The 18849-nt window shown below is 67.9% G+C and carries 12 protein-coding genes; all 12 read right to left on the bottom strand.

Annotation, left to right across the window (positions count from 1 at the left end):
- Positions 1 to 28 precede the first annotated feature (28 nt).
- The 12 genes from LVB87_RS08490 to hfq all read right to left on the bottom strand — a co-directional run bounded on the left by LVB87_RS08490 (position 29) and on the right by hfq (position 18783).
- On the bottom strand, positions 29 to 3151 hold the full coding sequence (locus LVB87_RS08490) for an efflux RND transporter permease subunit (protein ID WP_305067737.1): 3123 nt from the start codon (positions 3149 to 3151) through the stop codon (positions 29 to 31).
- Between the two features lie 8 nt (positions 3152 to 3159).
- The gene (locus LVB87_RS08485) at positions 3160 to 4242 is read right to left on the bottom strand and encodes an efflux RND transporter periplasmic adaptor subunit (protein ID WP_232897556.1); all 1083 of its coding nucleotides are present in this window, start codon (positions 4240 to 4242) and stop codon (positions 3160 to 3162) included.
- A gap of 293 nt (positions 4243 to 4535) precedes the next feature.
- A complete protein-coding gene (locus tag LVB87_RS08480; protein WP_232897555.1) occupies positions 4536 to 7697 on the bottom strand; it encodes a BTAD domain-containing putative transcriptional regulator in 3162 nt (1053 codons plus the stop codon).
- Between the two features lie 7 nt (positions 7698 to 7704).
- Positions 7705 to 9849, bottom strand: coding sequence for a mechanosensitive ion channel domain-containing protein (locus LVB87_RS08475; protein ID WP_232897554.1), 2145 nt, complete (start codon positions 9847 to 9849; stop codon positions 7705 to 7707).
- Positions 9846 to 10319, bottom strand: coding sequence for a GNAT family N-acetyltransferase (locus LVB87_RS08470; protein WP_232897553.1), 474 nt, complete (start codon positions 10317 to 10319; stop codon positions 9846 to 9848). Before LVB87_RS08470 ends, LVB87_RS08475 begins: the two co-directional genes overlap by 4 nt.
- A gap of 172 nt (positions 10320 to 10491) precedes the next feature.
- Entirely contained in the window at positions 10492 to 13152 is a 2661-nt protein-coding gene (locus tag LVB87_RS08465; protein ID WP_232897552.1) for a M1 family metallopeptidase, read from the bottom strand.
- Positions 13153 to 13342: 190 nt separating this feature from the next.
- Positions 13343 to 13690, bottom strand: coding sequence for a hypothetical protein (locus LVB87_RS08460; protein ID WP_232897551.1), 348 nt, complete (start codon positions 13688 to 13690; stop codon positions 13343 to 13345).
- A 9-nt stretch (positions 13691 to 13699) separates the two neighbouring features.
- Positions 13700 to 14992 (bottom strand): adenylosuccinate synthase, encoded by a 1293-nt coding sequence (locus LVB87_RS08455; RefSeq protein WP_232897550.1) that lies wholly within the window; start codon positions 14990 to 14992, stop codon positions 13700 to 13702.
- Positions 14993 to 15124: 132 nt separating this feature from the next.
- A complete protein-coding gene (gene hflC / locus LVB87_RS08450; RefSeq protein ID WP_232897549.1) occupies positions 15125 to 15988 on the bottom strand; it encodes a protease modulator HflC in 864 nt (287 codons plus the stop codon).
- Entirely contained in the window at positions 15985 to 17082 is a 1098-nt protein-coding gene (gene hflK, locus LVB87_RS08445) for an FtsH protease activity modulator HflK (protein ID WP_232897548.1), read from the bottom strand. Before hflK ends, hflC begins: the two co-directional genes overlap by 4 nt.
- Positions 17083 to 17135: 53 nt before the next feature.
- Positions 17136 to 18470 (bottom strand): ribosome rescue GTPase HflX, encoded by a 1335-nt coding sequence (gene hflX / locus LVB87_RS08440; protein ID WP_232897547.1) that lies wholly within the window; start codon positions 18468 to 18470, stop codon positions 17136 to 17138.
- Between the two features lie 31 nt (positions 18471 to 18501).
- On the bottom strand, positions 18502 to 18783 hold the full coding sequence (hfq, locus tag LVB87_RS08435) for an RNA chaperone Hfq (RefSeq protein WP_232897546.1): 282 nt from the start codon (positions 18781 to 18783) through the stop codon (positions 18502 to 18504).
- Positions 18784 to 18849: the final 66 nt, after the last annotated feature.

The following is an 18849-nucleotide window of genomic DNA, read 5'->3' as shown; positions in this document are numbered from 1 at the left end:
CGGATTTCATCTTCGGATGCACGAGGGATCAAATTGGTTGCGGCAACGCGTCGATCGGCGGTTCCGGGGCGTCGGGAGCGGCCACGGGGGCGCGTGCGGGGGTGTCACGACGGATGCGATAGGCCCACGCATACAGGGTGGGCAGCACGATCAGCGTCAGCAGCGTGGCGACCGTGAGCCCGCCCATGATCGCCCAGGCCATCGGGCCCCAGAACGTGGAGCGCGTGAGCGGGATCATCGCGAGGATGGCGGCCAGCGCGGTCAGCACGATCGGGCGGAAGCGGCGCAGGGTCGAGCCCACGATGGCCTCCCACGGCGTATGGCCCTGCGCCAGGTCCTGGTCGATCTGGTCGATCAGGATCACCGAGTTGCGCATGATCATGCCGGCCAACGCAATCGTGCCGAGCAGCGCGACGAAACCGAAGGGCACGCGGAAGATCGCCAGGATCAGCGACACACCGATCATGCCCAGCGGCGCGGTGGCCAGCACGAGCGCGGTCTTCTTCATGTCCTGCAGCTGCATCATCAGCAGCACGAGGATCACGGCGATCGCGAACGGCACCACCGCGGCGATGGAGGCCTGGCTCGTCGCGCTGGATTCGGCCGCGCCACCGATCTCGATGCGATAGCCCAGCGGCAGCGTGTCGATGATCTTCTGCACGGCAGGCCAGTTGCGCGCGGTGACGTCCGGGCCTTCCGCGCCCACGACATCCGCGCGCACCGTGACGGTCGGCATGCGGTTGCGACGCCACACCACGCTCTGCTCGCTGCCCAGCTCGATGCGCGCGACCTGCGAGAGCGCCACGAACTTGCCATCGCGCGTATAGAGCTTGGCGTCCTTGATGTTATCCAGGTCGGTGCGTTCGGCGCCTTCCAGGCGCGTCACCACGTCGATCAGCTGGTCGCCTTCGCGATACTGCGTGGTCGCGTGTCCCGACAGCGAGTTCTGCGTGGTGTCGGCGATCTGCTTCGACGACACGCCCAGCGTGCGCGCCTTGTCCTGGTCGACGATCAGGCGCACGGTCTGCAGGCGTTCGCCCATGTCGGAGTTCACGTCGCGGATCGCCGGGTCCTTGCGCAGCACGGCCTGCACCTGGCGGACGACTTCGTCGAGCTTCTGCGGGTCGGGGCCCGACACGCGCAGCTTCACCGGATAGCCGACCGACGGGCCGTTCTCCAGGCGCGACACGCGTCCGCGCAGGTTGGGGAAGTCTTCGCGCAGCGTCTTTTCCAGGCGCGCATACACCTGCTCGCGCGCCTCCTCGCCCTTGGTCATCACCATGACCTGGCCGAAGTTGGTGTTCGGCAACTGCACGTCCAGCGGCAGGTAGAAGCGCGGGCTGCCCGTGCCGATGTAGCCGGTGACGGCTTCGACGTCGGGATCGTGCTGCAACTTCGCTTCCAGGCGCGACACCGCGGCGTCGGTGGCGGCGATGCTCGCCGCTTCCGGCAACCACAGGTCCACCATGAGTTCCGGGCGGCTGGAGGCCGGGAAGAACTGCTGCGGCACGGCCTGGAACAAGGCCATCGCGCCGATGAACATCGCGACCGTCCAGCCGAGCACGAGGCCGCGACGCGCCAGGCACCATTCGAGCAGGCGGCGAAACATCCCATAGAAGCCGTGCTTCGCATCGATCGCATGATCGTGCGCGTGCGCGCCGGCCTTGGGCTCGGGCAGCAGCTTGTAACCGAGGTAGGGCGTGAACAACACCGCCACCAGCCACGACAGGATCAGCGCGATGCCCACGACCTGGAAGATCGAGATCGTGTATTCGCCCGCGCTCGACTTCGCCAGGCCCACCGGCAGGAAGCCAGCGGCGGTGATCAGCGTGCCCGTGAGCATCGGGAAGGCCGTGGCCGTGTAGGCGAAGGTCGCCGCACGCGTGCGATCCCAGCCCTGTTCGAGCTTCAGCGCCATCATTTCCACCGCGATGATCGCGTCGTCGACCAGCAGGCCGAGCGCGATGATCAGCGCGCCGAGCGAGATGCGCTGCAGATCGATGCCCAGCGCATACATCACCAGGAAGGTCGTCGCGAGCACGAGCGGGATCGACAGCGCGACCACGATGCCCGTGCGCCAACCGAGCGACAGGAAGCTCACCGCGAGCACGATGACGATGGCTTCGGCCAGGCTCTTGGTGAACTCGTGCACCGATTCGTGCACGACCTTCGGCTGGTTGGAGACCGCATGGATCTCGACGCCGACCGGCATCGCGCGGCGCACGCGTTCCACCGCGGCGTCGAGGTCGTGGCCCATGCGGATGACGTCGCCGCCGTCGCGCATGGCGATGGCCAAGCCGATCGCGTCCTTGCCGTTGAAGTGCATCTTGCTTTCGACCGGGTCGCTGTAGCCGCGATACACGCGTGCCACGTCGCCCAGGCGCACGATGCGTCCGTTCGCGTTCAGCCCGATGTCGGCGATGGATTCGACCGAGTCGAACTCGCCCGTGATCTTCAGGGCCACGCGTTGTTCGCCGGCCTGCACGATGCCGGCGGGCACGACGGTGTTGGTCGCGCGCAGCGTGTCTTCGAGCACCTTGGGGTCGAGGCCGATCGACGCGAGCTTGGCCGAGGACGTCTCGACGAAGACCTTTTCTTCCTGCAAGCCGAGGTACTGCACCTTGCTCACGTCGGGCACGCGCAGGAATTCGTCGCGTGCCTGGTCGGTGAACTTGCGCAGCTCCGCGTAGCTGAAACCGTCGCTGGTGAACGCATACAGGTTGCCGAAGGTGTCGCCGAACTCGTCGTTGAAGAACGGGCCCTGCACGCCTTCCGGCAACTCGCCCTGCGCATCGCTGAGTTTCTTGCGGATCTGGTACCAGACGTCGGGCACGCGCTTGGGCGGCACGGACTCGCGCAGCACCACGGTGATCTGCGTGATGCCGGGTTTTGAGTAGCTGTTGAGGTAGTCGACTTCCGCGACTTCCTGCAGCTTGCGCTCCAGGCGATCGGTGACCTGCTGCGCCATCGTGTCGGCGCTCGCGCCGGGCCACTGCGCCTGCACGACCATCGCCTTGACGGTGAAGTTCGGGTCTTCGGCCTGGCCGAGATGCCGCCACGAATAGACGCCGCCCGCGACGAACAGGAGCATCAGGAACAGCACGAATTGCGGATGGGCGAGCGCCCAACGCGAGAGATTGAAACCTTTCACGAATGACCTCAGGAAGCGGGCGTGGTGCGGACCTTCTGGCCCGCATGCAGCATGTGCACGCCGGCGGTGACGACGACTTCGCCGTCGCGCAGCCCGCGGCTCACGAGCACGCCATCGTCCTGCGCGTGCGCGAGTTCGACCTGGCGCATCGCCACGCGCTGGGTCTTCGGATCCACCACCCACACATAGGACTTGCCGTCCGGGTCGTAGATGGCGGTGAGGGGCAGGCGACGCAACGTGCCCGAGGCGGGCAGCGCGACATGCAGCTTCGCCGTCATGCCGAGACGCACCGCGTCGTCGGCGCCGAGTACGCTGATCTTCGCGGTGTAGGTGCGCGTCACCGAGTCGGCGTCGGGCGAGAGTTCGCGCAGGCGGCCCGGGTAGCGATGACTCGGGTCGGCCCACAGTTCGACGCTGAGGTTGCGCGCCGCACGCAGTTCGTTGATGCGCGACTCGGGCACGCTGACGAGCAGTTCGCGTTCGCCGTCTTCGGCGATGCGCGCGACGACCTGGCCAGCGGAGACCACCTGGCCGGATTCGGCTTCGAGGCTGGTGACCACACCGGCCACCGTCGAACGCAAGGTCGTGTAGCTCGCCTGGTTGGCAACCACGCCGTTGTTGGCTTCGGCCGCGCGCAAGGCTTCCTGCGCGGTCTGCAGGTTCATGCGTGCCTTGTCGAGTTCCGAGCGCGAAACGTATTGCATGCCCGAGAGCTGCGAGAACCGCGCGTAGTCGGCCTTCGCCTGTTCGTACTGGCTGCGCGCGGAAGCGACCTGGCTGCGCGAGGCATTCGCGTTGAGCGCAGCGTCGGTGGGATCCAGGCGGAACAGCACCGCGCCCTTCTCGACCGTGTCGCCGATTTCGATCGCGCGCTGCTGGATGCGGCCACCGACCATGAAGCCGAGCGCGGCTTCGCGGCGTGCGCGGATTTCACCGGAGTACGTGGCGCCGGCGGTGTCTTCGGCAGCACCGACGCGCAACGCGCGCACGGGGCGCGCGTCCTCTTCGGTCGGCGTTGCGGCGCGCGAGCACGCGACGAGGGCAAGGGCCAGGGCGGCCGGGAGCAGCAACGGACGAACGAAACGGGACATGGGGGTTCCAGTCGTGGGGACTATTCGGAAGAAGGAGGTGGCACGTCCTTGTGCCCAGGGGACCGACGTGTCGTGCGCATTGCCTCCCACAGTTCGGCGATGGAGTGGAACGGCCGCGTGCGGCCGGTCTTCACGTCCTCGACGACACCGTGGAGGCCGTTCCGCCCGCTGCGGTAGATGCGCACGACGAAAGAGCGGATGGGGGCCAAGCGGGGTCTCCGGAGAGGGCACGGAGAGGGTCGCCCGGGGGGCGGCACTTATTGGCTACGGATTGCCGTCGTGCCTGAAGCTCATCAATGGCGGAGCGATTGGTAGAGCCGTTCGCTCGCGCCGGAGGGCTGCAATCCGAGGGTGATCGAGAGGATCTGCCGCATGCGCTGGTAAGCGGCAATGGCTTCGCTGCGGCGACCCAGGCGGTCGTAGCAGCGCATCAGGCCCTGGTAGAAGGATTCGATGGCCGGGTCGGCGTCGATGCCACGCAGATAGGCGGCGATGGCGGCGGTGTCGTCGCCCTCGCGTTCGAAGGTTTCGGCCTGGCGCGCGAGCGCATGGATGAAGCGGCCGCGCAGGCGTTCGCGCGCGGCGACGGGCCAGGATTCGCCCTCGTCCTCAACAAGGAACGCGCCACGGTAGAGTTCCAGCGCACGTTGCAGCGGTGCGCGTTCGGCGCCCGCATCATGGCGATGCGCCGCTTCGTCGGCCATCACGAGCGCGCGGTCGAACGCGAACATGTCGACCCACACGCGCTGCGGATTCAGGGAGACGCGCCCCCCGCGTTGTTCGATCGCCGCCGCATCGCCCAGCAAGGTGCGCAGGCGCAGCACGGTCGCATCGAGTGCGCGTGCACCTGCATCGCCCTCTTCGTCCGGCCACAGCGCATCGAGCAGGCGTTGCTCCGACACGCTGCGTCCGCCCAAGGCGATGATGGCTTTGAGCAACGCGAGCGTCTTGCGCGGCAGCTTGCGCGAGAATGCGAGCGGCTGGCCTTCGCGCAACACTTCGAAGCCGCCGAGCGTGCGCACTTCGAAGGGCCACGGCCAGCGCGGCGGATCGGGGTTGGGGGCGCGCAGCGAGAAGTCGCGGATCGCGCGGCGTGCGTCGCCTTCGGAGATGCCGAGTTCCAGTGCGGCGCCGTAGACCTCCGAGAGCAGCGTCGGGTGTGCGCGCACGAGGAATTGCCCGTGGTGTGCGTCGCGTCCCGCGAAGCTGCGTTCGATCAAGGGCCGCGCGGCTTCGAGGCCATCGCGGCGCAAACACATCCACGCTTCGGTGGCATCGATCGCGTATTCGTACCGGCCAAGGCACGTGCCCACGAGCAAGGCGCGCGCCTCGGCGAGGATGGGCGCGACGTCTGCGGCGGGATCGGCTTCGAACTCCGCGATCGCAACCAGCAAGCGTCCGCCGAAGCGCAACCAGATCGGTCCGTACGCATCCATGCCTTCGACTTCGGCGCGCGCGCAGGCCAGCGCTTTCTCATGCTCGCCGCGCTGGAGGGCGATCCAACCGCTGATCGCAGCGTCGAGCGCGCGATCCAGCTTGCGCGCGAAGTTCCAGTACGCCGCCGCTTTCACGCGCTCGGCTTCCGCCATGTCGGGGTCGCCTGCCTGCAACGCGACAATCGCGCGCCCCAGGTGCACGAAGATGCGCAGCGGCGGCAACGACAAGGCATTGTCGTCGGCAACCTTCTCGCATTCGTCGTAGATGCGCATCGCTTCGGCTTCGCGCCCCTGCTTGGGGCGCAGGTGCGCAAGCTGCAACAACCACAGCGCACGATAGGCCGGTGTGGTGGCCGGATCGGCGACCCACGGCGATGCCATCGCCACGATGCGTTCGGCTTCCTCCAGGTCGCCGATGGTCTGGTGGTGCGCAAGCATGAGCGTCGCGGCATCGACGCGCGGGTTGACGGGCACGTCCGGGCGCTGCAGTAGCACGCGCAAGCGGGCCAGGCACGCATCGATGAGCGGCGCCTTCGGGCGTTGGAAACTCAGCGCGAACAGAAGGGCGGCGTTCACGCGCACCTCCGCCGCGGTGGCGGGGAACTCCGGCGCGGCTTCCAGTTCGGGCAACAGCAGGTCGAGCCAGTGGTCCACCTGGCCGTGGTCGAACTCCAGGTAATGCGTGGCGATGATCGCGCCGAGGCTCAGGATGCGGCCGATCGTGTCGGCTTCGCCGAAGCGCGCATGGGCGGCTTCGAAGATGCCGCGCGACTGCAACGGGGCGAACGGAGAGAGCGACACACCGCGCCAAAGCATCAGCCACGGCGATGCGTCCTGGACCTCCAACGGCAACACGTCGAACCAACTCTTCAACGTGGCCACGCGCCCCTGTTCCAGCAAGCGCGGCGCGCACTGCAACGCGAGTTGCGCAGCCGCCGGCCAATCGCGCGCGGCCGCGGCGCAATCGAAGGCCGCTTCGATCTGGTCGGCTTGCGCGAGCAGCGTGAAGGCATGGCGACGCAAGGCCGTGACCGCCTCCGGCGACACCGTCGCTTCCAGGCGTTCGACCAGGAATGCGCGGAACAGATCATGGAACTGATAGGCCTCGCCGCGACGCTCGACGAACAGGCGCCTGCGATACAGGGAATCGAGCAGATGGTCTGCGCCCGCATCGCCCGAAATCGCGGCGGCCTGCGCCGCAGTGGCGCGCGGCAACAGCGCGATGCGCATCAGGCTCGCCTGCACGGGCTCGGGCAGGGACGCGAGGATCTGCCCTGCAAAGTAGCCAAACAACACTTCGCGCCCCTGCGAGGCGGCGGTCGTCGCATCCACGTGTCCTCGTCGCACCTGGTCGAGCGTGAGCACCAGGCCCACCGGCCAGCCGTCGGCCTGTGCATGGACGGCGCGTAGCGTGGCGTCGTCCAGGTGCTGGCGCAGCGCGGCGATGCCGCAGGTTTCATCGAACGTCAGGCGCAATTCGTCCCAATCGACGATCGCGATGCGATCCATCGCGCGCAGCTCCGCGCATTCCGGCGGCGGTTCGCCGCGACTGGTGGCGATGAGCAGCGTGCGCTCGGGCACCTCGCGCGCGATCGCGTTGAACAAGGCGTGCAGCGGCGCGCCCGGCGGCAGCTCGTGGTAGTTGTCGAACACGATCGCGGCCGGCGGCTTGAAGCGTTCGAACATCGACCGGAAGAACAGGCGCGCGAACCCCGCGGGATCCGACGCGTGTTCGGCGGTGAACGGCGGCAGCGGTGCATCGCGCTTGCGCGTGGCGGGCGCGGCGAGACCGAGGTAATGGAAGAACGTCGACAGATCCCGGTCGCCCGGATCCACCTGGTACCAGACGCCGCCCACCTTGTGCGCGTGCAACCAGCTCGCCACCAACGCCGTCTTGCCCGCGCCCGGCGGACCGACGATCCACACGATGGGCCGCGTGGCATCGTCCAGTCGCGCAAACAGGCGCTCGCGCGCCAACACCTGGTGCAACTTGGGTCGCGTCAGCTTGGCCAGTGGCATACCGCTATCAACGATATGTGGGCGGCGGCGGGGCCATCCTGATGCCGGCGTCCGCGAACGCGCCCAGGATCATCAGGCGCAGGTCGCTCGCGATGCGGCGGCGGTCGGTGCCGGGGCGCAGTTCGATCCAGTAATGCAATGCAAAACGCAGGCCGTTGTCCGCGAATTCGTCGAGCAGCACGGTCGGTTCCGGATCGTCGGCCAACTGCCCGTGGCGCGCGGCCGCCGCCAGCATCGCATCGCCCACGGCGCGCGAATCCGAGTCGCCATCCACCACCACGTCGAGCACCTGGTGGTGCATGCGCGAGCGGTAGGTGACGTTCTTGACGTTCTCTTCCATCAACACCGAATTGGGGATCAGCGTGTCGGCGCCGTCGGCGTCGCGGATCACGGAGGTGCGCAGGTCGATGTCCACCACGGTGCCGCGCAGCGCGCCGACTTCGATCACGTCGCCGAGCCGGAACGGACGTTCGATCAATACCAGCACGCCGCTGATGAGGTTCTTGAACAGCGCCTGCATGCCGAAGCCGATGCCGATCGCCACCGCGCCACCGATGAAGGCGAAGGCCGCGAACGGAATGCCGGCGATGGCCAGGCTCGCCAGCACCGCGGCGGCGATGAGCAAGGCGAGGACCCAGCGCCGCAACAGCCGCGCATTGCCCTCCTCCACGCCGCGGCGGCGATGCAGCCAGCGCTCCCACCAGGCCGTGAGCTTGATCGCCGCGAACAGGCCGAACACCAGCAGCAAGGGCGCCTTCACCACCTTGCCCACGGTCACGCCCCGCGGCACCTCGGTCTGGCGACCGTCGACTTCGACGGTCTCCTGCACGGTGAACAGTTCGAAGTTCCAGAAGCGCGACACGCCGTCGCGCATCATGGCCCAGGCCACGCGCGCACGTTCCTGCCACGGCGCCATGCGCATGCCCTGGTCGAAATCGGCGCGCACGCGCTCGATCATGTCGGCCACGCGTCCTTCGTCGTACTGCGCGCGATGCACCATCTGCAGGCGCGCATCGAACACGTCGCGCAACATGCGCTTGTCGGCGACATCGGGGGCGTTTGGCGCCTGTTCGATCTCGGTGTCGAGCGCGCCGGTGCGGGCCAGCACCTGTTCTGACATCGCGCGCAGGAAATCGCGGCGACGCTCCAGGCGTTCCTTGAGCACCGGACCGAGCTTGTGCGCTTCGACGAGTGCAGAGGGATCGCGGTCGCGGTAATGGCGCAGCACCGTCTGCCACACGGCCTGCTCGGTGGCGAGGTTGGTCAGGGCTTCGCGCGCGAGTTCGAGATCGATGTCTGCGTTGGCGACGCGCTCCTTCAACGCCTCCAGGCGCAGCGGCGGCGTGGCGGGGCTGGCACGCAGCAGCTCGGCGCGCGCACGTTCGCGGGCGATGGCGGACACCGCCATGCGGCGGCGCAACTCATCGCCCCGCGCGCGGATGCGCGCGTCGATGGTCGCCTCGTCCTGCGCGGTGACACTGATCTTGCGTGCATCGACGTGCGACAAGCGGGTGGCGATGGCATCGTGCTGGGCCTGCGCCAGGTGCTGCTGCACGTCGATCAACGCCAGCATCTGGTCGATCTCCGCGGTGGAGGTCTCGACGAGTTCGGTTTCGAGCCTGGCCACTTCCAGCGTCGCGGGCGCTGCACCCGCGTCGACGAGGGCGCGCTGGGCACTGAGTTTCTGCGTGAGCATCTGCGCCGACGCGTCGCGTTCTTCCTGAAGCAGGGCGCGGCGACGCAACCCACCCGCCAGTTCCTGTTCGAGGCGTTGCAGCTCGCGGCGCTGGTCGTCGAGCGCCAGCACGCTCTGCGGTGGCGGGACCTTCGTGGCCGAGGGCTGCTGCGCGAGGCGGGCGACATCGCGGATCGATTGCGCCATGTCTTCGCGTCGCTCGAGCGAGGCGAGCAACTGCCGCCGCAGGAAATCCGCGCGGTCTTCCGAAAGCGATTCGGCGGCGGGGTCGATGACGGCGCGCAAGGCCTGGATGCGCGCGGCGAGGTCCTTGGTGCCTGCGCCCTGCGCAGTCGTGGTGGCGGCCGCAGGCGCGGTGAGTGCGTTGCGCAGCGCGGCGCCTTGCGCGAAGGCGGCGCCGCACGCCATGCACGCGAGCGTGGCGAAGGTGAGCGACAGGAGCGCGCGCTTGCTCATGCGGCCGAGCGCCGCCGCGTGGGGGCGTCCTGTCGCAGCATGTGCAGGACCGGATAGGGATGCCCTTGCCCGTCGAGCGGTGAACGCGCCACCTGGCGGAAGCCGAGGTGGCGATAGAAGCCGACGCCCTGCGCGTTCTGCTCGTTGACGTCCACGCGTTTCGCACCGAGCGCGGTCACTGCATGTTCGAGGAGGCGCCTGCCCGCACCGCGCCCGCGCCAGTCGTCGTGCACGAACAACATTTCGATCGTGCCATCGGCCACGCCGAGGAAGGCATACGGCACGCCCGTGGCATCGCGGATCACATGCAGGGGCACGAAGGACGCGAGGAGATCGCGGACCAGCGGCGACAGCCGATCGATTTCCGCGGGCGGGAGGAACGCATGGGTGGCGCGCACCGACGACTCCCAGACCGCGAGCAGGCGCGGGAGGTCGTCCGGCGTGGCGAGCGTGATGGCGGGATCGTGCATGGGCATTGGGACCGAACGGTAATCGCAACCGGGGGGCGGCCAGAAGGCCGGAAGGCAGCTTCAGGTTCGAACGCGAACGAATGGCCTATTTATTGGAGACCTGTCGAATTTGCAAAAAAGAAACGGGGCCGGAGGAAACCTCCGACCCCGTCGGGTCAACGTGGCGCCGGGATCAGCCGCCGTTCTTCTTCAGCCAGGTGTCGATGGCCGGCAGGCGGTCCTGCTTCACCTTCGTGCGGTACTCGATGGTGGCGATCGCGGTGTCGGTGGGACGACGCGAGCCGGCGGCGATGTACTTGTCCGCGTAGGCGCGCAGCTTGCCGACCATCGCCGGATCGAGCGAACCATTCGCCAGGCCCGGGTAGTAGCGGCTGCTCGAGGTCGAGTCCACGCGCTTGCCGACTTCATCGCGATGCGCGGAGGCGAAGTCGAACGCCATGTCCGGATGGTCGCCGGCGACGGCCGCGATCATGCCCGCGCTGTTGGTCTCGCCCGGTTCGTCGGTGAGCGCCAGGTCCAGCGCCTTCTGCGCGATGGCCGCATCATCGGCGATCGACAGCATGGTGTAGAGCTGGTCGCGCACGAGCGGCGTCTTTTCGTTCTTCGCCATCGTGTGCAGCTTGTCCCACGTCGCCGCATCGGCATGCGAAGCGACCACGCCGAGGATCGTGCGACGCAGCGGCGCCGGCATCGCGTTCGGATCGGTCTCCGAAGCGGCGAAGCGACGACGCGCTTCGGCGATCACCTGCTCGTCGCCGAGCTGCGAGAGCGCGGCGATCAGGTCGGTGCGCTGGATCGCCACCGGATCGGGTTCGCCCGGCTTCGCATCCCAGCCCACGTGCGCCATCACCGGACGCAGCGTGGCGACGGCGAACTTGCGAAAGCGCGCCTGGCGCTCACCCGTGCCTTCGTAGTAACGGTCCAGGCCGCGCAGGCTGTCGGCAACGTCGCCCCAGATCTGCGGATCGGCATCCACCGGCACGCGCTTGGCGAGGTCGAGGTAATCCGACGAGGGCTGCAGGCCGGCCATGCCGAGCGCCCAGATGTCGTTCATCAGGCCCAGCTGGTCGATCGGCGCGAGCGAAGTGAACTTGTCGCGGATGGTGGCGAAGTGCTGCGGCGTGTAGAGCGTGCGGTAGTAACCGCTCTGGCCGGCGTTGAGCACGACCGGCGCGCAACCCGGCACTTCCAGCGTGCCCGTGCCGCCCTGCACCACCGTGCGCACCGGCTGGCCGCCGACCGACTGCGCGATCACCGGCACGCGCCAGGCCAGCGACTGCTTGCCCGGACGGTCGCGCGTGAATTCGCCCTGTTTCAGGTGCAGCGTGGTCTTGCCGCCGGCGCAGGTCGCCGATTCCACGGTGATCAGCGGGATGCCCGGCTGCAGCGTGAAGTCGTGCGCGATGTCGACGATCGGCGTCCCGGACGCTTCCTGCACCGCATTCCACAGGTCATCGGACACCGTGTTGCCGTACGCGTGCTTCTTCATGTACGCGCGCACGCCTTCGCGCCAGGCATCGGCGCCGACGTAGCCTTCGAGCATGCCGATGACGGCGCTGCCCTTCTGGTAGGTGATCGAGTCGAAGGCCTGCGCGGCCTGCTCGACGGTTTCGACCTTCTGCACCACCGGGTGCGTGGTCGCCACCGAGTCCAGGCCCATCGCAGCTTCGCGCTGGTTGACCTTGCCCAGCACCGTGTTCCATTCCGGATGCAGCTTCTGCGTGGTGCGCGCGGCCATCCACGTCGCGAAGCCTTCGTTGAGCCACAGGTCGTCCCACCAGCTCATCGTCACGAGGTCACCGAACCACTGGTGCGCCATTTCGTGCGCGGCGATGGAGAACACGCCCTGCTTGTCCGACTGCGTGGAGATCGTCGGGTCGAGCAGCAACGCGTATTCGAAGGTGTAGATCGCGCCCCAGTTTTCCATCGCGCCGAAGAACTGGCTGCGGCCTGGCGAAGCGACGTTGTCGAGCTTCGGCAGCGGGTACGGCGTGGCGAAGTAGTCGTTGTATTCCTTCAGCACGTCGGCCGAGGAATCCAGCGCGAACTTCGCCTGGTCCACCGAGCCGCGCTGGGCGACGACACCGATCTGCGTATCGCCGACCTGCTTGGTCGCGCGCTCGAAATCGCCCACGCCGAAGAACAGCAGGTAGGTCGACATCTTCGGCGAGGTCTGGAACTTCACGCGCTGCAGGCCGTTGCCCAGGTCCTTCGACTCGGCGACCGGCATGTTGCTGAGCGCCATGTAGTCCTTCGGCACGTCGGCGCTGAGGTCGAAGACGGCCTTGTAGTTCGGCTCATCCCACGAGGGGATGAACTTGCGGGCGTCGGAGGCCTCGAACTGCGTGTACAGCGCGCGCTGCTTGCCCTGCTTGTTTTCGTAGTCGATCGCGAACAGGCCGTTGGCCTGCGTGCCGATCTTGCCGGTGTAGTCGAGCTCGAGCACGTAGCTGCCCGTGGCGAGCGGCTTGTCGAAGGAGAACGTGGCGGTCTGCGTGTCCTTGTCCGTGCTGACCTTCGCGGCCATCGGCTTGCCCTTGGCGCCGCTGAGCGTGGCCTTCGGGAAGGTCATGTCGACCGCGTTGAGCACGATCTTGTCGGTCGGCTGCAGCACGTCGAGCGCGATCTTGACGTTGCCGTCGAAGGTGAGCGACTGCGCGTGCGGCACGACTGCGATCGTGTAGTGCGTCGGGCGCACGGTGCGCGGCAACTGCGTGGTCGCGTTGACGACCGGCGGAGCGGTGTCCTGTCGGGGCATGGCGGCTTGCGCGAAGGCGTCCGTGGCGGCGACGGAAAGGGCAAAGGTAATGGCAGCGGCGAGCGTGCGACGCATGGGAGGTCCTGGGTTGGGGTGTTCCGCCAAACCGGCGGGAGTGAGTTGCCCGATGGTGCGGGGTCCGGGCCGCCCTGCCCTCGGCCGGAAGTCATGGCGAAGCCCACCCTCTGCACATCGCGTGCACACGGCGTTGACATTCGCTAGCCGTCCTTCAGCTTTGCGAGGGTCAAGGGGCCCCGGCGGGCGGTCACACGTCGTCGTGCAGTTCGATGCCCGACTCATCGTCGGGCCAATCGCCGGTGCTCGACAGTTCGAGGAAGTCCAGGACGCCGCCCACCACATAAAGCATGAAGAACATGATGTTCTGGCCATCGGGATGGCCCCCGGAACACTCAAGGACGAACGGTTCCTCGCCCTGATCGCGCTTATAAGACGAAACTTCGAAATCGACGTAATACCCGAACGCGCGATCAGGCGTGCGGGTCAGCGTCGCCTCGGCGAGTTGCGCCCGGAGTTCCTCTGCAACCTCGGCCGGCGCCTTTGCGATGCATCTGCGAAGGACCCGGACTTCCAGTGGCGTCAGTCCGGGATCCATCGCAAGCCGTCAGGCAAACGGATCCTGCAACACGATATTCGCGTCGCGATCCGGCCCCGTCGACACGATCGCCAGCGGGCAACCCGCCAGCTCTTCCAACGCGCGCAGGTACGCACGCGCCGCGACGGGCAGCTTGTCCCACTCGGTGATGCCGTGCGTGCTTTCGCTCCAGCCCGGGAATTCCAGGTACACCGGCGTGCACTCTTCCCAACCGGCGGCATCCAGCGGCGCATATTCGGTGCGCTTGCCGCGATATTCGTAGGCCACGCAGATCTTCAGCTTCTCCATCCCGTCGAGGATGTCGAGCTTGGTGATGCACAGGCCGGTGATGCCATTGATGGCGACCGCGCGCTTGAGCGCCACGATGTCCATCCAGCCGCAACGACGCGGGCGGCCGGTGGTGGCCCCGTATTCCTGGCCGCGGTCGCGGATGCCCTGCCCGACTTCGTCGTCGAGTTCGGTCGGGAACGGGCCGCCGCCCACGCGCGTGGCGTAGGCCTTGGCGATGCCGAGCACGTAATCGATCGCATCCGCGCCGACGCCGGTGCCGGCGAGCGCGCCGCCGACCGTCGTGTTCGACGAGGTCACGTAAGGATACGTGCCGTGGTCGATGTCGAGCAGCGAACCCTGCGCGCCTTCGTACAGCACCTTCTTGCCCTGCTTGCGCAGCTCATGGAGGATGCCGGCGACGTCGGACTTCATCGGTTCGACGTACTGGCCGAACGCGAGCGCTTCGTCGAGCGTCTTCTGGAAGTCGACGGCTTCGACCTTCAGGTAATTGGTCAGCACGAAGTTGTGGTAATCGAGCGTGGCGCGCAGCTTTTCCGCGAGTTCCTTCGGATAGCTCAGGTCGGCCACGCGGATGCCGCGGCGCGCCACCTTGTCTTCGTACGCCGGGCCGATGCCGCGGCCGGTTGTGCCGATGGCCTTGCCGCCCGCCGCCTTCTCGCGCGCCTGATCCAGCGCGATGTGGTACGGCATGATGATCGGCGTGGCCGGGCTGATCTTCAGGCGCGAGCGCACGTCGACGCCCGTGGCTTCGAGTTCGTCGATTTCCTTGCGCAGCGCACCGGGGTGCAGCACCACGCCGTTGCCGATGAGGCACAGCGCGTCGGGGCGCAGGATGCCCGAGGGAATCAGGTGCAACACGGTCTTCTTGCCGTTGATGACCAGCGTGTGGCCGGCGTTGTGGCCGCCCTGGAAGCGCACGACGGCGCCGATTTCCTCGGTCAGCAGGTCGACGATCTTGCCCTTGCCTTCATCGCCCCACTGGGCCCCGAGTACGACGACTGACTGGCCCACGGTTTCGCTCCTTTATGCACGGAAAAAGCCGGAGGGCGCGTGCCCGTCCGGCTTTTATGGATTATCCGGCATTCGGGGCCCCGCCGGAACCCCGTTGGCGTGAAGACCGGCCCGAAGGCCGGCCCGCCGACCTCAGCGGTCGCTGCGCATGTACTGCAGGAAGGGGTCGTTCTTGTCGAGCACGATGACCGTGTTGCCGTCCTTGAACGACTGCCGGTAGGCCTCCAGGCTGCGCTGGAAGGCGTAGAAGCCCGGGTCCTTGTTGGCCGCCGCGGCGTAGATCTGCGCTGCCTGCGCATCGCCCTCGCCGCGCAGCTTCTGCGCGTCGCGTTCGGCCTCGGCTTCGATCACCTGCTTGTCGCGGTCGGCGGTGGCGAAGATCTGCTGGGCCGCCTCGTCGCCTTCGGCGCGCAGCTTGGCTGCTACCTGTTGGCGCTGCGCGCTCATGCGGCGATAGACCTGACGGATGACTTCGCCTTCCGTCGGCAGGTCGACCTGCTTGATGCGTAGGTCGACGATGCGCACGCCCAGCGTCGCCGCGCCCTTGTTGATGGTCGCCAGCTGGGGCTCGACGATTTCCGAGCGGTCGCCCGACACCACTTCCGACAAGGTGCGTGCGTTGATCTCGTTGCGCAGCGCGTCCTTGATGATCGGCGCGAGGCGTTCGATCGCGGTGGTTTCGTCGCCGCCGGTCGCGCGGTAGAAGGCACGCAGGTCTTCGATCTGGCCGATGGCGAAGAAGTCGACGCTCACGTCCTTGCGTTCGGAGGTCAGGTAACGCTCGGGGTCTGCGTCAAGCACCTGCAGGCGCGTATCGAACACGCGCGCGCTTTCGATCAGCGGCCACTTGAAGTGCAGGCCGGGGCCGCTGTCGGTGCGCACGACGCGACCGAGGTTGAGCACGATGGCGCCATGGCCTTCGCTCACGGTGTACACCGAGCCCAGCAGCGCCAGCAGCGCGGCGACGACGAGGGGGATCCAGACGGGCACTCTCATCGGGCAGGCTCCTCGCGGCCGGGGCGGTCAGCGCTGCGCGCGGGGCGGTCGGCGCCGGTGGTTTCGACGGTGGGCGATGCGAGGTCGAGCGGCACGACCGGAGGCGTTGCCTGTGCGGGCGCCGTGGTGCCGGGCAGTGGCACGTACAGCAACTGGCGACTGTCGCCACCGACGATGCGGCGGCTGTTGTTGCCCAGCACTTCCTGCAGCGTTTCCAGCCACAGGCGCTTGCGCGTAACGTCCGGCGCGCCGTGGTACTGGTCGACCAGCAGCGAGAAGCGTTCGGCGTCGCCGGTGGCGCGCGCGATGCTGGCGGTCTTGTAGCCCTCTGCGTTGGTGCGGATCTTCGCGGCCTGGCCGCGCGCGGTCGGCACGACCCGCGCCGCGTAGGCGCGCGCTTCGCTGATCAGGCGGTCCTTGTCCTGCTGCGCGCTGTTGACGTCGTCGAAGGCGGGCTTCACTTCTTCCGGCGGGCGCGCGTTCGGCAGGTTGAGTTCGGTGACGACCAGACCCGTGCGATACGCATCGAGCGACTGCTGCAGGCGCTGGCGCGCGGAGACCGACAAGGTGCCGCGCGCGTTGAGCACTGTGTCGAGCGTGGAGCGGCCCACTTGTTCGCGCACGGTGCTCAGCGCGGCCTGCTGCAGCACCTTGTCGGCGTCGCGGGTCTTGAACAGGTAGCCCTGCGGATCGCGGACGCGGTACTGCACGTTGATTTCCACGCGCACGATGTTCTCGTCGCGCGTGAGCACGGACACCGTGTCGCCGAAGGTCTTGATCTGGGTGGCGTCGACCTTGGTGACGCGCTCGATCGGCCAGGGCCACTTGAAGTGCGGGCCGGGCTGCAGGACGCGGGCGAACTGGCCGAAGCGCAGCACGACGCCGCGTTGCTGTTCGGTCACCAGCACGAAGGTGTTGAAGGCGAGCCAGAGGACGGCGAGCACGCCGATCCAGCGCGCGATGCCGCCGCCCCCGCCGGGACCGAAGACGCCGCGCAGCGGATCGAGGAAGCGGTCGAACCCGCCGGAGCCGCGACGCTGCCAGGGGTTGCGGCCGTCCTTGTTCGAAGAACCGCCGGGGATGTTCCAGGCCATGCCTGCTCCTGTGGAGGGGAACCCGGGTCGAAAGCGACCTGAGCCGGGCGATTCTAGGTGGGGGTGCCCGCACCCTCAAGCAAGAGCGGGCGCAAAGGTTCGCCGTAGGCGTGCGCGACGATGCGCGCCGCGTCGGCCTCGGCCAAGTCCAGGCTCAGGATCCAGCCGTGCTCATCATGGCGCTCGGCCAGTACGGCGCCCAACTCGTGGAGGCGCGCGCGCAGGCGCCCGGCCCCCGGCGGGAGCTGCACTTCGCCCGAAACGCGGCGCAGGCCCAGGCGCGAGCCCAGCGCGTCCCGCAGCAGGTCGATGCCGTCGCGGTCGCGCGCGGAGAGCCAGACGCGCTCGCGCGTGGAGCGGGCATGGCTGTCGCCGTCGTCGCCGGCATCGCCCGGGAGGTCGTGGCGGGCCACGGCGCCCTCGATGCGATCGATCTTGTTGTAGACGAGCAGTTGCGGGATCTCGCCAGCGCCGATTTCCTCGAGCACGGCGTCCACCTGCGCGATGCGCTCCTCGCGCAGCGGATCGGCGGCGTCGATCACGTGCAGCAACAGGTCGGCTTCGCGCGCTTCGGCCAGCGTCGAACGAAACGCGGCGACGAGTTCGTGCGGCAGGTCGCGCACGAACCCGACCGTATCGGCGAGCACCACCGATCCGCCCTGCAATGCAACGCGGCGGACGGTGGGGTCCAGCGTCGCGAACAACAGGTCGGCGGCGTAGGCATCCGCGCCCGTCATCGCGTTGAACAAGGTCGACTTGCCTGCGTTCGTGTAGCCGACCAGCGCCACGCGCGGCAGTTCGCTGCGCACGCGCGCGCGTCGCATCTGCGTGCGTTGCACTTCGACTTTCTCGAGTCGACGTTGCAGCTGTTCGACGCGCTTCTGCAGCAGGCGACGGTCGGTTTCCAACTGCGTTTCGCCGGGGCCCCGCAGGCCGATGGCACCACCGCGCTGGCGTTCCAGGTGGGTCCATCCGCGCACCAGGCGCGTGGCCATGTGCCGCAACTGCGCGAGCTCCACCTGCAGCTTGCCTTCGTGGCTGCGCGCGCGCTGCGCGAAGATGTCGAGGATCAGGCCCGTGCGGTCGACCACGCGACGCTCGAGCGCCTTTTCCAGGTTGCGCTCCTGCACCGGGCTCAGCGGATGGTTGACCAGCACGAGGTCGGCGCCGCTTGCATCGGCGGCGACCTTCACTTCCTCGAGCTTGCCGCTGCCGATGAGCGTGGCCGGATTCGGGCGGTCGATGCGCGCGGTGAGCAGGTGCGCGACCTTCGCGCCCGCGGAGCGCGCAAGGTCGGCGAACTCTTCGACGGCGCCTTCATCGGGCGGACCACCCGCGTGCGGCTGGATCAGGAGCGCGGTCTCGCCCTTCTTTGAACGTTCGAACATGCGAGGGTTTTACACCACGGGGCGTGAGCGATCACTCCGCCTCGTCGGTGCCTTCCTCGTCCCCGCCGTTGTCGGCGGCCTGCACGTAACCGCCGCCCGGGCCCACGCGCACGTTGCGCGCCGGCACGACGGTGGAGATCGCGTGCTTGTAGACCATCTGGCTGACCGTGTTGCGCAGGAGGACGACGAACTGGTCGAAGGATTCGATCGTGCCCTGCAGCTTGATGCCGTTGACGAGGTAGATCGAGACGGGCACGCGTTCGCGGCGCAGCGCGTTCAGGAACGGGTCCTGCAAGGATTGGCCCTTGGACATGGGTGTATTTCCCAACTGTTGTTATGTGGTGTGGTCCGCGGCCTGCGCCGCGCATCGCCCGACCCG

Source organism: Lysobacter sp. KIS68-7, assembly GCF_021284745.1.
Taxonomy (GTDB): domain Bacteria; phylum Pseudomonadota; class Gammaproteobacteria; order Xanthomonadales; family Xanthomonadaceae; genus Noviluteimonas.
This window is presented reverse-complemented; position numbering and strand designations above follow the sequence as displayed.

What these genes read in the sequence shown, in the direction of transcription:
- LVB87_RS08485 (WP_232897556.1), bottom strand. Translation starts at nt 4,242, where the DNA reads ATGTCCCGTTTCGTTCGTCCGTTGCTGCTCCCGGCCGCCCTGGCCCTT.
- LVB87_RS08480 (WP_232897555.1), bottom strand. Translation starts at nt 7,697, where the DNA reads ATGCCACTGGCCAAGCTGACGCGACCCAAGTTGCACCAGGTGTTGGCG.
- LVB87_RS08475 (WP_232897554.1), bottom strand. Translation starts at nt 9,849, where the DNA reads ATGAGCAAGCGCGCGCTCCTGTCGCTCACCTTCGCCACGCTCGCGTGC.
- LVB87_RS08470 (WP_232897553.1), bottom strand. Translation starts at nt 10,319, where the DNA reads ATGCACGATCCCGCCATCACGCTCGCCACGCCGGACGACCTCCCGCGC.
- LVB87_RS08465 (WP_232897552.1), bottom strand. Translation starts at nt 13,152, where the DNA reads ATGCGTCGCACGCTCGCCGCTGCCATTACCTTTGCCCTTTCCGTCGCC.
- LVB87_RS08460 (WP_232897551.1), bottom strand. Translation starts at nt 13,690, where the DNA reads ATGGATCCCGGACTGACGCCACTGGAAGTCCGGGTCCTTCGCAGATGC.
- hflC (WP_232897549.1), bottom strand. Translation starts at nt 15,988, where the DNA reads ATGAGAGTGCCCGTCTGGATCCCCCTCGTCGTCGCCGCGCTGCTGGCG.
- hflK (WP_232897548.1), bottom strand. Translation starts at nt 17,082, where the DNA reads ATGGCCTGGAACATCCCCGGCGGTTCTTCGAACAAGGACGGCCGCAAC.
- hflX (WP_232897547.1), bottom strand. Translation starts at nt 18,470, where the DNA reads ATGTTCGAACGTTCAAAGAAGGGCGAGACCGCGCTCCTGATCCAGCCG.
- hfq (WP_232897546.1), bottom strand. Translation starts at nt 18,783, where the DNA reads ATGTCCAAGGGCCAATCCTTGCAGGACCCGTTCCTGAACGCGCTGCGC.